The 15,526-nt window shown below is 42.4% G+C and carries 16 protein-coding genes and 1 tRNA gene; 9 read left to right on the top strand and 8 right to left on the bottom strand.

The window, feature by feature from the left end; genetic code table 11:
• The first annotated feature begins 132 nt into the window (after positions 1–132).
• Positions 133–1,758, top strand: coding sequence for an NAD+ synthase (locus H9629_RS01725; protein WP_191730442.1), 1,626 nt, complete (start codon positions 133–135; stop codon positions 1,756–1,758).
• A gap of 220 nt (positions 1,759–1,978) precedes the next feature.
• On the opposite strand, the gene H9629_RS01720 is transcribed toward H9629_RS01725, so the two are convergent.
• Positions 1,979–2,055, bottom strand: a tRNA-Met gene (locus H9629_RS01720).
• Positions 2,056–2,229: 174 nt separating this feature from the next.
• Between H9629_RS01720 and H9629_RS01715 the strand changes: the two genes are divergently transcribed.
• Together H9629_RS01715 and H9629_RS01710 are read left to right on the top strand one after the other, a co-directional pair.
• On the top strand, positions 2,230–2,634 hold the full coding sequence (locus H9629_RS01715) for a hypothetical protein (RefSeq protein ID WP_064101488.1): 405 nt from the start codon (positions 2,230–2,232) through the stop codon (positions 2,632–2,634).
• 240 nt (positions 2,635–2,874) lie between these two features.
• A complete protein-coding gene (locus H9629_RS01710; RefSeq protein WP_064101489.1) occupies positions 2,875–3,315 on the top strand; it encodes a universal stress protein in 441 nt (146 codons plus the stop codon).
• Between the two features lie 55 nt (positions 3,316–3,370).
• Here the strand turns inward: H9629_RS01710 and H9629_RS01705 are convergent, their stop codons facing one another.
• Complete coding sequence (locus H9629_RS01705; protein WP_191730532.1) at positions 3,371–3,673, bottom strand: MGMT family protein; 303 nt, start codon at positions 3,671–3,673, stop codon at positions 3,371–3,373.
• 182 nt (positions 3,674–3,855) lie between these two features.
• Positions 3,856–5,355 (bottom strand): cation:proton antiporter, encoded by a 1,500-nt coding sequence (locus H9629_RS01700; RefSeq protein ID WP_064095659.1) that lies wholly within the window; start codon positions 5,353–5,355, stop codon positions 3,856–3,858.
• 216 nt (positions 5,356–5,571) lie between these two features.
• On the opposite strand from H9629_RS01700, the gene H9629_RS01695 reads away from it, so the two are divergent.
• Positions 5,572–6,126, top strand: a complete 555-nt coding sequence (locus H9629_RS01695) for a hypothetical protein (protein ID WP_144724956.1) — start codon at positions 5,572–5,574, stop codon at positions 6,124–6,126.
• A 38-nt stretch (positions 6,127–6,164) separates the two neighbouring features.
• Here the strand turns inward: H9629_RS01695 and ypfJ are convergent, their stop codons facing one another.
• Positions 6,165–7,070 (bottom strand): KPN_02809 family neutral zinc metallopeptidase, encoded by a 906-nt coding sequence (gene ypfJ / locus H9629_RS01690; protein ID WP_144724954.1) that lies wholly within the window; start codon positions 7,068–7,070, stop codon positions 6,165–6,167.
• A gap of 48 nt (positions 7,071–7,118) precedes the next feature.
• Positions 7,119–8,045, bottom strand: coding sequence for a DUF808 domain-containing protein (locus H9629_RS01685; protein ID WP_191730441.1), 927 nt, complete (start codon positions 8,043–8,045; stop codon positions 7,119–7,121).
• 189 nt (positions 8,046–8,234) lie between these two features.
• Here H9629_RS01685 and trpS point away from each other — a divergent pair, with 189 nt between their 5' ends.
• Positions 8,235–9,248, top strand: coding sequence for a tryptophan--tRNA ligase (trpS, locus tag H9629_RS01680; protein WP_064095663.1), 1,014 nt, complete (start codon positions 8,235–8,237; stop codon positions 9,246–9,248).
• 349 nt (positions 9,249–9,597) lie between these two features.
• Here trpS and lysS read toward each other — a convergent pair whose 3' ends face one another.
• Positions 9,598–11,127, bottom strand: a complete 1,530-nt coding sequence (lysS, locus tag H9629_RS01675; RefSeq protein WP_191730440.1) for a lysine--tRNA ligase — start codon at positions 11,125–11,127, stop codon at positions 9,598–9,600.
• Entirely contained in the window at positions 11,114–11,275 is a 162-nt protein-coding gene (locus tag H9629_RS01670; RefSeq protein ID WP_191730439.1) for a hypothetical protein, read from the bottom strand. The genes lysS and H9629_RS01670 overlap by 14 nt, the downstream gene beginning before the upstream one ends.
• A gap of 240 nt (positions 11,276–11,515) precedes the next feature.
• Between H9629_RS01670 and H9629_RS01665 the strand changes: the two genes are divergently transcribed.
• Positions 11,516–12,010: a YqiA/YcfP family alpha/beta fold hydrolase gene (locus H9629_RS01665; protein WP_191730438.1), complete on the top strand. Its 495-nt coding sequence runs from the start codon at positions 11,516–11,518 to the stop codon at positions 12,008–12,010.
• A gap of 40 nt (positions 12,011–12,050) precedes the next feature.
• Here the strand turns inward: H9629_RS01665 and H9629_RS01660 are convergent, their stop codons facing one another.
• On the bottom strand, positions 12,051–12,593 hold the full coding sequence (locus H9629_RS01660) for an adenine phosphoribosyltransferase (protein WP_064095666.1): 543 nt from the start codon (positions 12,591–12,593) through the stop codon (positions 12,051–12,053).
• 500 nt (positions 12,594–13,093) lie between these two features.
• Here H9629_RS01660 and rubA point away from each other — a divergent pair, with 500 nt between their 5' ends.
• The 3 genes from rubA to estB all read left to right on the top strand — a co-directional run bounded on the left by rubA (position 13,094) and on the right by estB (position 15,524).
• On the top strand, positions 13,094–13,258 hold the full coding sequence (gene rubA / locus H9629_RS01655) for a rubredoxin RubA (RefSeq protein ID WP_004279415.1): 165 nt from the start codon (positions 13,094–13,096) through the stop codon (positions 13,256–13,258).
• A 91-nt stretch (positions 13,259–13,349) separates the two neighbouring features.
• Positions 13,350–14,528, top strand: a complete 1,179-nt coding sequence (rubB, locus tag H9629_RS01650; protein WP_191730531.1) for a rubredoxin reductase RubB — start codon at positions 13,350–13,352, stop codon at positions 14,526–14,528.
• Positions 14,529–14,585: 57 nt separating this feature from the next.
• Complete coding sequence (gene estB / locus H9629_RS01645; RefSeq protein ID WP_064101494.1) at positions 14,586–15,524, top strand: esterase EstB; 939 nt, start codon at positions 14,586–14,588, stop codon at positions 15,522–15,524.
• Positions 15,525–15,526 lie beyond the last annotated feature (2 nt).

The raw sequence follows: 15,526 nt of genomic DNA, 5'->3' as shown, positions 1-15,526 counted from the left end.
ATCATGCGATAAAAAGTTTTTTATTTTAGCCATTTGGCATTTTATGAATATCGAAGTGCACTTAACTGGATAATTAGAATAATAAAAATCAGTAATTTAGTGTATTAACCTATAGGAATAGGATTTAATTGGATGAAAAGTTTTAAAATTGCGATTGCTCAATTCTCTCCACATGTCGGCAATCTGGATGCAAATGCGCAAAGAATGATTGAGTTGGCCAGTCAGGCCAAAGAAGATAAAGCGGATCTGATCATCTTTCCTGAGCTTTCAACACTGGGCTACCCTGCAGAAGATTTATTAATTCGCCCAAGTCTGGTGAAACGTACCAAGGCGGCTTTTGAAAAACTGACTGAAGTAAAAGATATTGTCATGGTCTTTGGTTTTGTCAATCAAACCGAAGATGGTCAGCGTTATAACTCAGCTGCTGTCATGAAAGATGGCGAAGTGCTGGGGATCTATAACAAGCAAGTGCTGCCAAATTATGGGGTATTCGATGAAAAGCGCTATTTTGGCGAAGGTCATCAGCACCTGGTTTTTGAGTATCTCGGACACAAATTTGGCATACTGATCTGTGAAGATGTCTGGTCTTTAGCGACCGTTCAGCAACTGGCTAAATTGAATGTTGACACCGCTTTGGTACTCAATGCCTCTCCATATGAAGTAGGTAAGCCCCAACATCGTATTGAAACCATGGCGGCCTTAGTCAAGCAGCTGAATATCAATCTGGTGTACTGTAACCAAGTTTGTGGACAGGATGATTTGATCTTTGATGGTACCAGCTTTGTGCTGAACAAATCTGGTGAGGTAGCTGTACGGGCCCCCAGCTTTCAGGAAAAACTGGCGATTGCCGAGTATGATGCTGAAAAGCTTCAATTCAAGACAGGTAGCATCGCTCCTGCCTTAGACACCATGGCTGAGATTTATCAAAGCCTGGTCATGGCAACACGTGATTATGTACAGCGCTCCGGCTTTCCTGGTGTAATTCTAGGGCTGTCTGGCGGTATTGACTCTGCCCTGACTCTGGCAATTGCCGTAGATGCACTTGGTGCAGATAAAGTTCAAGCTGTGATGATGCCTTATACTTATACCGCACAAATCAGTGTGGAAGATGCAGCTGCTCAGGCCAAAAATATGGGCGTGACTTTCGGTATTGCCGAAATCAATCCAGTGGTAAACGGCTTTATGCAGGTGCTGTTCCCATTCTTTGGTAATGCTCCAGTCGATGCGACCGAGGAAAACCTGCAAGCACGCTCGCGTGGTACTTTATTGATGGCTCTGTCCAACAAATTTGGTAACCTGGTGCTGGCAACTGGCAATAAATCCGAAATTTCTGTAGGTTATTGCACCCTGTATGGCGACATGGTGGGTGGTTATGCTGTTCTGAAAGACGTGTATAAAACTATTGTGTTCGAATTGGCGAAATACCGTAACAGCATTTCAGAAACGCCAGTAATTCCAGAACGTGTCATTACACGTCCGCCTTCAGCAGAATTGCGCCCAGATCAGGTCGACCAAGACTCTTTACCTGCCTACGACATTCTGGATGCGATCTTGTATTCTTATATTGAAGAAGATATGAGTCAGGACGATATTATTGCTAAAGGCTTTGATGCTGAAGTGGTGAAGAAAGTGATTCGTCTGGTTGATACCAATGAATACAAGCGTCGCCAAGGAGCAATTGGTCCGCGTATCAGTTCACGGTCTTTTGGTCGTGAACGCCGCTATCCACTCGTCAATGGCTGGAAAGCAGGAAACTAAGTCTGTTTCGATGAGATAAATTAAAATCGTTCCAGCGAGTGCTGGGACGATTTTTTATGCCGTACTAAAGATTCAAGATCATATCTCACATCAAATAAAACTGATATGTTGAGAACATGTGCAAAATTAGTAGATACTTCAAGTATTATTTATGATTTTCTTTGCAATGCTTTTCTATAGACAAAAAAAGAGACCAAGCTGAGAGCTTGGTCTTTAAAAATGGTGGCTATGACGAGACTTGAACTTGTGACCCCCGCATTATGAGTGCGGTGCTCTAACCAACTGAGCTACATAGCCGTAAACTGTGTGCGCATTATCGTAATTTAAGCGTGTATCGTCAAGCATTTTAGAACACAAATGTTCAGACTTTATGCAAATACCCAATAAACTTTTAAAATATAAACAATAAAGCTTTTTTAGTAGGTAATTCACGTATTCATAACACTATTTATTGCTTATAGGATTCATCAAATGCATAAAATCAAAATACTTATTTCAGTAACTGGACTTTCATGTCTCAGTGCCTGTCAGATCATTTCCCCGATTTTTGTAGATTACAATGGCGTCAGACGCGATGTCGCACAGTGGATTAACCAGCAGCAACTGATGAGCATGCAGCAGAAACGTTCTTTGGCACAACTCAGCAGAGCACAGCAGAAAATCAAACGCTATCCGGAATATGAGCAAACTCAACGACTGGAAGTGACCCGAGAAAATCAGATCGCCTTACATTGTGCACGTTTGTATGTGACAGAACATAAAATCCGGCAGCTGCAGCAGCAAATTTATGCAGATGAAACCCAAACCATTTTAAATCGCTATGAACAGCTGTCACCGCAAATAAAACTAGACCCCGCCTCTATTCAATGTGACTGACCGCAATTTTGGGTAAGCTGATTTTTTACATATAAATGATTCACTTAGATTCCATCAATAATCCGATTAAAGCACTGTTAGCAGATGCTTTACTCTTCAATCTATTAGATCTTATACCTATGTATTTACTTGGTTTTATTTTTATAAAATACAGGCTATGATCAAAGTATAAACAATTATTCGTATTCCAGTTCAACGCGTCACAATTTATAACTCTTACTTCTTCTCAGGAGAATTCTAATGCCTTTTGAACATATTTTAGTACCCATCGACGGTTCAGAAACATCTTATGCTGCAGTAGATAAAGCAGTAGAAATTGCCAAAGCATTCAACAGTAAAGTAACAGTCGTTCAGGTGCTGGCACTGGATCCTTATATCGCTGCAGAATATATCTCTGCGGCACAGACCAATGACCTGATTGAACGTGCCCGCACTTCAATCTTAAAAACCTTGGATGAAGCCAAAGCAAAATTCTCTGCGTCAGGTATTGAAGTGGATACACAGCTGCTTGAAGGTCAAGTGATTCACAGTGAGATTCTGGCAGCCGCAAAAGATTTAAATGCTGATCTGATTGTAATCGGTTCCCATGGCCGTACTGGCTTCAAAAAACTGTTCCTTGGTAGCGTAGCGCAAAGTATTCTTGGACAGGCGGACATTCCAGTCATGGTGATTCGCAAGTAAATAATCTTATAAATTTCCATTTATACAGACCTCCACTTCTCAAAAAGTGGGGGTTTTATATTTCAATCTGACCATTCCATTGATAGCGTTTTAAATCCACACGCTCACCTCTTAGAACAACTCCTTCCTGCATGAGTTTTTGCTGCTGGATATTGTGGCCATGTTGATCCTGTTGCTTCAGACTGATTTTCGCCTGAGCATTGATGACCCGATACCAGGGAATATCGCTATCAGGTTCTAAATGGCTTAATACTCGTCCGACCAAGCGTGCATGTTTAGGCAAACCTGCCAGTCTGGCAATCTGTCCATAAGTAGCGACTTTGGCATACGGAATCTGATTCACCACAGCCAAAATCATCTCTGCCATTTCCTGACTGGCTGAAGCTATTTTGATCACTGGCATGTTTTAATAACCCGTTTAAATGAAAATATACCTGTCTCCTTAAAAAACTCTCTGAGAATAATCAAGCCTGCTTATACATTTAGGCTTGTTCGATTCTTTGCCTCAACAGAAAATCCCATAATATTTTGATATTATATTTAGAAGTTATCCGGGTTTTCCAATCGTTTGACTTCCTGAACCTTGTCTGGATGATGCACCGTAGCGACGCCATCTTCATCTTTTTGATCAATCATGATATCAGGCTGAAAGACGGTGATGGTTTCATTTCCTTTGGTATCTTCCCCGACAATATAGCGAAAGCCCTTACGGTTCAGCTTGTGGCACATGCGTTGATACCAGCCTTTGAAGCCCTCAGTTTCTTCATTGGGATTATAGTAAAAGGCATTCATCACTGCAGGTAAGCCCAAGCCACATACCACACCAGACAATAGCACCACAATAAAGGTATAGCCCACCAGAATACTGCTATAGGCTTCCAGTTGTGGAACATTGGCTACAGCTAAAATGAGTGCCAGGGAAATCCCGCCCCGTACTCCGCCCCAAGACAGAATGGTTAAACTGCCGTTATAGCTTTTCTTGCTGACTTTTGGAAACATAGCAAAGGCCAGATAGTTAGCTGCAAAACGGGCCAAATGCAGAATTACAAAGGCCACCATTCCGCCCAGAACCAGGCTGGTACTCAAGTCCAGAATAAACAATTCCAGACCAATCAGGGTAAACAGGAATGAATTAATAATTCCTTCAACAGTATGCCAGAAATGATTAACATCACCAATTTCAGCATCAGCCAGGATTTCTTTCCATTTATTACCGACAATCAAGCCACCAATTACACAAGCAATTGGCGCTGAAGCATGGGCCAGTAATGCCACCAGATATGAACCGCAGGCCAGCAAGGCTGTGGTCAGAATAAGCGACTCCATTTCATGCTTGCCGCGCAGAATTCGCAAGATCGCAAAACCAAATCCCAGACCGATCAGCACTGCCACCACAATCTCATAAAGCAGGGTTTGCAGTACCCCCAAGACCGTAAAGTTTTCACCTTGCAGAACATTGAGCAAAGTCATAAATAGGGCAATACACATCGCATCATTAAATAGTGATTCGCCTTCCAGCTTGACAATCAGATGATGCGGTGCGCGAACCGAACTCAATACCCCTTTAATACCGATCGGGTCTGTGGCACCCAAAGCCGCACCGAGCAACAGTAAAACCAGCAGGTCGACATGCTTACCAATCAGGAATTGATAACCATATAAGGCCACACCAAAGAATACCGCACAAAACACCAAAGCCAGTCCAGCCAGAATACTGATGGGCCGCCAGTGGTTACGCAAATCCGAGACCTTAAACTTCAGTGCAGATGAGGTCAGAATAAAGCAGATCACGCCATTGATCAGAAAATCATAAAAATCCACATGACGAACAGCCTGCTCGATATTGTCAATATTGATGCTAAAGAATGGATTGCCATGCAGTAAACTGGCACCCCACTGCAAAATAAAAACAAAAATTGCCGAGACAATCGGAACGCCGATCGCTTGTGGAAAGCCTAAAACACGCTTATTAAACATGGTTGTGGCAATGGACAAGGCAAAGACGACTGTGAGTAGCTGAAGAAAAAAGAAATTTCCCATTCGGTTTCCTAAAATCGGGCGAGATGGAGCACTATGCGCAGAGCGGCATTGTTAAAATAGAGGTTTGAATAGCAGCGTATTCTGACAAAACAAGTTTAATCCTCTTTTTATCGAATTGAGTTAAGTTTCTTTTCAGTATTTCCGAATGATGATTTAACATACAGATCAGCACTTGGCTTTTGCTTTCCTCCCCTTTCTATTTTGAATTTCTCTCCCATGCATCAAACTGTCAAAACCATTTTCCGCCTCTGTTTTGCAAGTGTGATTTTTCTGGTCACCTTGTCCTTATGTTTTACCAGCTTCGCTAAAATTCAGGAAATTCTACAAGCAGGACAGCATTATCAGCAGGCAACCAGCATTCCCCTAAAAAGTACCGCTAGCGAACAGTATGTTCTGGTATCTAATAACCAGCGACCGGACAATGCTATTTTCATTCTGATAGCAGGAAATGGTTATGTGGCCAAAATTAATTGTGAGCATTACAGCACTTTATGCAGCGATGATTATAATCAGTCGCATACCCGCCAAATCCAGAGCATTGACCTCATTAAAGCAGGAAACCTGTTTTATATTGAAAAAATCCAGTTTAGAGACAGCCGGACCGGCAAAGAAACTACTCTTAAATATTCCAAACAGGATATTCAGCAGTTTTATCAGAATGACATCAGCAACCTGAAATATACGGTCTTTGCAATTACCCTGTTTGCTTTGGCTGCGTTATTTGTCAGTATCAAAATATTAAGAAATTTCCGACGTTTTCTGTACAAATAAAAAAGGAGCCTAAAGCTCCTTTTTTATAAGCAAATGAACTAAATATTTTGATTAAAGGTATCGCAATTCGCAATCTGACCGGATTGCAAGCCTGTATTAAACCAATGTACTCGCTGTGCGCTGCTGCCATGAGTAAAGCTGTCCGGTACCACCTGTCCGCGCGCACGTTTCTGTAAATAGTCATCACCAATTTTATGTGCAGCATCCATGGCTTCCTGCACATCACCCTGTTCCAGAAACTGGGTTCGCTGATGATTATGGTAGGCCCAGACTCCGGCCAGACAGTCTGCCTGCAATTCCTGACGTACTGAAAGCTGATTACTCTGCACTTCGCTTGCCTGCTGACGCGCCTGTTGTACTTGAGAGGAAATACCTAAAATTGTCTGGATATGATGACCTACTTCATGGGCCACAACATAGGCCAGCGCAAAGTCCCCAGCCTGATCATTACGGGAAAGTTCAGTGGCATTCTGTTCTCCGCTAATGCCCATCTGAGTACGCATATCTTTAAAGAACGCGGTATCGATATATACTTTCTGGTCTGCCGGACAGTAGAAAGGGCCCATCGCCGCCTGAGCCGTACCGCAACCTGAATTCACGATACCATTAAACAAGACCAGTTTCGGAGGAACATACTGCTGGTTTAACTGCTGCTGGAACACCTGATTCCAGGTATCTTCAGTATCTGCCAATACGGTTCCGACAAACTCAATCGATTCCTGCTGCTCCGGGGTGGGATTTTCCAGTCCACGGGTTTCTGTTGCACCCGAGATACCCTGAGTGACCTGTTTGGTAGTTTGATAGGTTTGTTGTGGATCAACGCCAAAAAACTTCCAGGCCACAAAGGCCACAATCAACCCGACAATACTGATTCCGCCCGCTTTGGCACCACCACCGCGACGGTCTTCTACATTACTACTGACACGACGACCTTTCCAACGCATAGCCTTTCCCTTCTTTTAATCTGCTCAATATCCAGATATTTCTGTATCTTAAGCTTTTGATGATTTGGGCCAAATCTTTTGGATCATGGCAACTATAAGCAATACCGCCATGCCCGCAATAAAACCAATGACCAGATTAATTAATGTGGGAGTAACTGCACCGATAATATTTCCAACATTTGGAATGTGTTGTATATGATCAACAGAATCTTCAGTTAAATGATGAAACCACGGAATAGTATGGGCAATAATCCCGCCGCCCACCAAAAACATGGCAATGGTTCCCACGATCGTCAGTGTTTTCATTAATTTTGGAGCAAAAGCCAGTAATCCACGTCCAATGCTTTGCTTAAAACCCGATGCCTGCTCAGTCAGATACAATCCCAGATCATCGATTTTGACAATCATGGCTACAAATCCATACACACCCACGGTCATTAAAATAGCAATCAGTGAAAGTACCATGACTTTCGTACCAAAAGCTGCAGTCGCCACAGTGCCTAATGAAATCACCACAATTTCAGCAGACAAAATAAAATCGGTACGAATCGCACCTTTGATTTTGTCTTTCTCGAACTTGAGCAAATCAGTTTCAATGGCAGAGAATTCTGCTTCAGCAGTTTCTTTGGTCTGGGCTTTTTTATGTTTTAGGCTGTGCAGTACTTTTTCCACACCTTCATAACATAGAAACAAACCACCAATCATCAGTAAAGGATTGATGAGCCATGGAGCTACCACACTAATGAGTAAGGCTAAAGGAACAAGAATCAGTTTATTAACAAAAGACCCTTTGGCAACTCCCCACACGACAGGCAGTTCACGCTCGGAGCGTACACCACTGACTTGCTGGGCATTCAATGCCAGATCATCACCGAGGACGCCTGCTGTTTTTTTTGCTGCCATTTTACTCATGACAGCGACATCATCCAGAACAGTAGCAATATCATCTAATAATAGTAATAAACTGCTCGCCATACTTATTATCCTTATCGTATTTCAGCTTATTTTAATCAATATTCTTAAAAATATTGTATTCACTTGTTTAATTTATAAGATTTTTTTACTACAGCTTTTTTTCTGGCTGACAATCAAAAACAGAATGCCGTACAATGTTGCCATTCGTTAAAATACAGCTGTAGTACTGACTACCCTTTGGAATAGATAATGAGTAATCAAGATAATCGTCCAGTGATCTTGACGGGCGACCGTCCTACCGGACAACTCCACCTCGGCCACTTTGTGGGTTCATTACGCTCTCGTGTAGGTCTGCAGGATTCCCATCATCAACACTTGTTACTTGCGGATGCCCAAGCCTTAACCGATAACGCGGACAATTTTGAAAAGGTACGCCGTAACATTATTGAAGTGGCAACTGATTATCTGGCTGTGGGTATTGATCCAACCAAAACCACCATTTGTGTTCAGTCATGTTTACCTGCCTTAAACGAACTGACCATGCTTTACCTCAATTTCGTGACCGTTTCACGTTTAGAGCGTAACCCGACCATCAAATCTGAAATCCAGATGCGTGGTTTTGAACGTGATATTCCAGCCGGCTTCTTATGCTACCCGGTGGCTCAGGCTGCTGACATCACAGCCTTCAAGGCCACTGTGGTTCCTGTGGGTGAAGATCAGATTCCAATGATCGAACAGACCAACGAAATCGTACGACGTTTAAACCGTCAAATTGGTCATGACCTGTTACCAGAATGTAAGGCGCTTCTTTCCAATGTTGGTCGCCTGCCTGGTTTTGATGGTAAAGCAAAAATGTCAAAATCTTTGGGCAATACCATTGTGCTGGATGCGACAGATAAAGATATCAAGAAAGCAGTAAACGCCATGTATACCGATCCGAATCATCTGCGCATTGAAGATCCTGGTCAGGTAGAAGGCAATGTAGTATTTACTTATCTAGATGCTTTTGATCCAAATAAAGAAGAGCTGGAAGAACTCAAAGCTCATTATCGTCGTGGCGGTTTAGGTGATGGTACGGTAAAAAAACGTCTGGAAGGCATTCTTAAAGAATTGATTGGTCCAATTCGTGAGCGTCGTATTGAACTGGCTAAAGATCCAGACTACATCATGGATATTCTGAAAACCGGAACTGATAAATGTCGCGATATTACTCAGGCAACACTGGATGAAGTTAAATCTGGACTCGGCGTATTCCATTTTTAAATATAAAAAATTGCTTTTAAAAGCTCTTCTGATGAAGAGCTTTTTTATTTAAGTTGAAAATGCGCAGTAATAATGCAAATATCCCCACATAATCTCCATAGTTTTAACCTTATTTAACATGTATTAACATGAATACTGATGAGTCATATGAGAATGCATCCTATTATGATCATATTCAGTAAGGAATCAGATTTAACTCTCTCCACAGTTAATGAAGTAGTTTGAAAGACGTTCCTTTTTCTACGCAATGACAACCCCAATCATTGCGTTTTTTTTGTCTTGAAGTTTTGAGTATATTTTATTTCAAGCATAAAAAAACCCGCCAGAGCGGGTTTTTTGTATTCAGCACTTAAGCATTTTTATGACGCATATGCGGGAACAGGATTACATCACGGATACTTGCTGCATTGGCAAAAATCATCACCAGACGGTCAATACCGATGCCCTCACCTGCGGTTGGAGGAAGACCGTATTCTAGTGCTTCGACAAAGTCTGCATCGTAATGCATGGCTTCATCATCACCAGCATCTTTTTCAGCAACCTGTGCCTGGAAACGTTCAGCCTGATCGATTGGATCATTTAACTCCGAGAAGCCATTTGCCAGTTCACGGCCACCGATGAAGAATTCAAAACGGTCAGTAATGTGCGGATTATGATCATTACGGCGCGCCAATGGAGAGGTTTCCGCTGGATATTCTGTAATGAACGTTGGCTGACGCAATTTGGTTTCTACGGTTTCTTCAAATACCATCGTTTGCAGTTTGCCCAGACCAAAACCTGGCTTCACCTGCTCTTTCAATTCTTCCTGAAGGAATTTTGCCAGGAACTCACGGTCATTGACATTTTCAGGAGTAAATTGTGGGTTATTTTCAAGAATCGCATCAAACATTGAAATTTTCTTGAATGGACCTTTGAAGCTATACACTTCATCACCATAAGGCACGTCAGTGGTGCCCAAGATATCAATCGCCAGACGCTCCAGCATTTGCTCGGTCAATTCCATCAAGTCTTTGTAATCTGCATAAGCCTGATAGAATTCAATCATGGTGAATTCAGGGTTATGACGGGTAGAAACACCTTCGTTACGGAAGCTACGGTTAATTTCAAACACACGTTCAAAACCACCGACTACCAAACGTTTTAAATAAAGCTCTGGCGCAATACGCAAGAACAATGGCATATCTAATGCATTATGATGTGTTTCGAAAGGACGCGCAGATGCACCGCCTGGAATCACATGCATCATTGGCGTTTCAACTTCCATATAGCGTTTTTCAGTCAGGAAGGCACGGATACCTGCCACAACTTTGGCACGAATTTCAAAAGTCTTACGCGTTTCTTCATTGACGATTAGATCAAGATAACGTTTACGATACTTTACTTCAGTATCGTTCAGGCCATGGAACTTGTCTGGAAGCGGACGCAATGATTTGGTCAATAATTCAAAATGCTCGATATGTACATACAGATCGCCTTTACCCGAACGACCGATATAACCTTCCACTGCGATGATATCGCCTAGGTCCAGACCTTTAATGGTAGCAAGTACATCTTCTGGGAGTTCTTTACGCGCCACATAAAGCTGAATACGACCGGTCATGTCCTGGATCACGATAAATGAACCACGGTTCAACATCACACGACCGGCAACTTTAACGTAGACTTTTTCGCCTGCTTCAATTTCTTCTTTAGATTTATCAGCGAACTGGTCTTGTAAATCCTGGGCATAATGCTCACGCTTAAAGGTATTCGGCCATGGGCTCTTACCTGTTTCTTGTGCCTGAGCTTCGATTTGCTTTAACTTGGCATGACGCTGTGCAATTAAATCGTTTTCGGAAATGATTTGTTCAGAAGTCGATTGAGCGTTAGTTTGCGTCATCTCTGCCTCGAATAAGATTAGTTAAAAAATAGATGTTGCATAGAATAGCAGAAATCGTTCCCAAATCGTAGCGCAAACCCTTCCACGAACCGGCTTTTCTTTGGAAATATCTACTATCCCCTTCTTTTTGCAATTCAGTTGCATCCATCTGCCACCCTGTTAAATTTCTTTTGCCCAATTTTTTGCAGCATTCGGCTGCTCTCAACTACGATTAAAGTCCAAAGCAAAGAGGTTTTACATAAAATTATTGGAGTGTGAAACGGCGGCTTAGACCAATAGCTAACTGTCTTGTACAGCTAGACGTTTTACAATGATGCTCAGATTGAAGAAGGCATGCCCATCCACAAATAAGCAATATGGCATGTCTCATAAAAATGAGTAATAAACTATGTCTAAGATTTTGTTTTTACATGGCTTAGATTCCTCGAAAGAATCCACCAAGTTCCATGCTATCGATATAGCCCCTAAATACTGTATCGATGTCGATTACCGAAATCTGAGCTATAGTTCGGTTACCGAGTTTTATCATGAGACGATTGAAACCATCAAACCGGATATTCTGGTCGGACACAGTCTGGGCGGCTATTGGGCATTGAAAATGTCCCATGCCCATCAGATTCCATGCGTCATTGCAAATCCCAGCCTGCAACCCAATTTTCGTGATGACTATCCTGCAATTTGCGACAGTGATTTGCAGCACGATATTCCGCAAATGGCTTATCTGGAATTAGGCGATGAAATTCTGGATATGCATGCTGTACAAGCTCAGCTGGAAGATTATATGCAGATTCATGCTATTGATGGCGGACATCATCGTCTGGAACACCCAGAACAGGTGAACGAGCTGATTCAGGAAATCGAATATCATTTTATCCGACAATAAAAAAGCCCCAATATCCGGGGCTTCTTTATATGCTTTAAGCTTAGGCTACTGCAGCTTCAGGCTGGGATTTATCATCCAGTACTGACCAGATCTCCATGCCTAATTCCATATGCAGGTCAGGAAGATCAAGGAAGATACTTGCACCTAGAACTTCATGCTGGCATTTTTGAGCCAGTTCATGAACCGCTTTTAGAGTTCCACCAGTTGCCAGAACGTCATCCACAATAATTACTTTTTGGGATTGAACTTCCGCAGACATTTCTAACCGATCCAGCCCATATTCCAGGCTATAACCGACACCGACCACTGGAGGTGGTAATTTCCCTGCTTTACGAACCAGCAATAAGCCTTTACCTGTACGTTGCGCTAACAAACTTGCCAAGACAAAACCACGTGCTTCAACCGCAATAAAGCTTTCTACTTCTGCCAATTTGTCAGCAGGAATGCTAGCAATCAAGGCATCAGTCAATGGACCAATATTGCTCATGAAAAGTGGTGTCAAATCATAGAAGCAAATTCCAGGTTTTGGAAAATCTTGGACCGTACGAATGTGAGACCACAAAGAAGTAGACAAATTGCTCATGGGAGATCTTAAAAAAAGAAAAGGAATGTAAGAATTTTAAACTTATTTGAGGTATGTGGACAAGCCAAGCTGTATAATAAAAACCCGATATTTAATAACAACTATTTGATTTTATTTAATTCATTTATTTTAAAAAATATTTAATCCAGACTTTAGCTATTTTAAATTACCTGAAAAGGAGAATTTTTACTGCAAGACTTTGGTCGGTCACACCAGAAAACTGTAATTTTTACTCATAATCAGATTGGTATCTTCAACCACCTACAACAGCAGATGAAAAGTAGTTTCCTGATAAAGTAGTTTCCTGATAAATAAGGAATGCGAGCTCTATTCTGCTGCTAATTTCGCTGATTAAGCTTTTATTCACTTTACTTTCTGAACAGAACTGCGTAAAAATTTAGCCAAATATGTTCACTGTTAAAAAGTTATATTCTTTTAGAGTCTTGCTATTTTATGGATTTTAAGCTGACGCCTAGAATTGCTTAGTTTTGGAGAGTTACATGAGAAAGTTTCAATGCATCGTATGCGGATGGATTTATGATGAGGCAGAAGGCTGGCCTCAAGACGGAATCGTAGCGGGAACCAAGTGGGAAGATATTCCGGATGACTGGACCTGTCCAGATTGTGGCGTGTCTAAAGTCGATTTCGAAATGATCGAAGTCTAATGACGCCCAGTTAAAGGCCATATCTATATGGTCTTTTTTTATGCCTTTCTATCATTTATACAGCATGGAGCTCTACCATATGGAAACAACTATGCATCCTATCGTCATTATTGGTTCAGGTATGGCGGGTTATGCCGTAGCACGTGAATTTCGCAAGCTGAATCCAGAGCATGAACTGCTAATGATTTGTGCCGATGATGCAGTCAATTATGCTAAACCGACGCTTTCCAATGCTCTGGCCGGCAATAAAGCACCTGAACAGATTCCACTGGGCGATGCAGCTAAAATGTCAGCACAGCTTAATATGCACATTGAACAGCACACCTGGGTCAAAGCGATTCATCCGGAAGATCATCAGCTTATTCTTGAAAAAGATGGTCAGGAAAGCACGCAACCTTATAGCAAACTGGTCTTGGCAGTCGGTGCTAATCCGGTACGTCTGGCCATTGCCGGGGACGCCAGCGATGATATTCATGTCGTCAACAATTTAAATGACTATAAAGCTTTCCGTAATAATCTGGCAGCACGTGAAGATAAGCGTGTGGTGATTTTAGGTGCCGGCCTGATTGGCTGTGAATTTGCCAACGACCTGCAAAATACCGATCACCAAGTTACAGTCATTGATTTGGCACCGCAGCCGCTTGGCCGTTTATTGCCGGAATATGTTGCCACAGCATTCCAGAAAAATCTTGAAGAAACCGGCATCCACTTTGTCTTGGGCACCACGGTCGAAAAAGTTTCTCGAGCCAATAACGGTGATTATCTGGTCACGCTGGCCAATGGCCAGTCTCTGGTCGCAGATGTGGTGTTATCTGCGGTAGGCTTGCAGCCAAATATTTCTTTGACAAAACAGGCAGACATCCATACCAGTCGCGGAGTTTTAACCACAGCACAACTGGAAACCAGTCAGGCCGATATTTATGCTGTAGGTGACTGTGCCGAAGTCAATGGAATCTTACTGCCTTACGTCATGCCCATCATGCAACAAGCTCGCGCTCTGGCAAAAACCTTGAACGGTGAACACACTGCCGTACATTATCCTGCCATGCCTGTGGCAGTTAAAACACCTGCTGCACCTTTAACGGTATTGCCTGCACCCGTCGATGTTGATGTCATCTGGGAAACTGAAGAGTTTGACGATGGCATGCTGGCTAAAGCAATTGACACCCATGGAACCTTACGCGGTTTCGTACTTTTGGGTGCCACTGCAGCCAAACAGCGTCTGGCCTTGACCAAGCAGGTTCCTGACTTGATTCCTGCGGCAGTTTAGAGGTTTAATAGCAAGGATATTTTTTAAACAAAATATCCTTTTATCAGGACAGCGACCATGTATAGCTTAGAACAGCTTAATCTTTCCCCTTATACCCCGTTCATGCATGAAACTAAGGTCGATCTTGGTAATGGGATCCAGCTACATGTCGAGGTTGGTGGCAATCCGGAACATCCTACCATTCTGCTGATTATGGGTCTGGGTGGGCAAATGCTATACTGGCCGGATTTTTTTTGTAAATCCCTGATTGATAAAGGTTATCATATTGTACGTTTTGATAATCGTGATATTGGGCTGTCTTCAAAAATCCATCATAAAGGCCCACGTCTGAACACCCTGAAAATGATGAGCCGTTTTGTTCTGGGTCTGGGCAATCAGGGTGCACCTTATGATCTGTATGATATGGCGGAAGATGTCAGTCTGCTGATTGAAAAAATGCAGTTGGGGCAGGTCTATGTGCTGGGTGCCTCAATGGGCGGTATGATTGCGCAGATTCTGGCAGCCCGCTATCCGGACAAAGTTAAAAAACTGGGGTTATTATTTACCAGCAATAACCAGCCGCTGTTACCACCACCCTTTCCCAAGCAGCTCTTTAGTTTAATTGACAAACCATCTTCAACAGATGAAGATGGTATTGTCGACCATAGCTTGAAACTGTTTAAGATCATTGGCTCACCAGGTTATGTCAATCATCTGGAGGCAGTGCAGACCGCACGCAAATTATATAAGCGAAGTTACTATCCTGCCGGTATACTTCAGCAGTTTTTAGCAATATTATGTACAGGCTCATTGCTGCAACTGGACAAGCAAATCAAACAAGATACCCTGGTGATCCATGGTTCTCGAGATCGATTGCTACCTCCTAGCCATGGCAAGGCCGTTGCGAAAGCAATTTCAGGGGCTAAATTTGAATTAATTGATGGAATGGGGCATGATATCCCACCGCATTTTATTCCATATCTTAGCGAATTATTTGCTGATCATTTTAAATCATAAAC

It is taken from the genome of Acinetobacter pecorum (genome assembly GCF_014837015.1).
GTDB classification, from domain to species: Bacteria; Pseudomonadota; Gammaproteobacteria; order Pseudomonadales; family Moraxellaceae; genus Acinetobacter; species Acinetobacter pecorum.
This window is presented reverse-complemented; position numbering and strand designations above follow the sequence as displayed.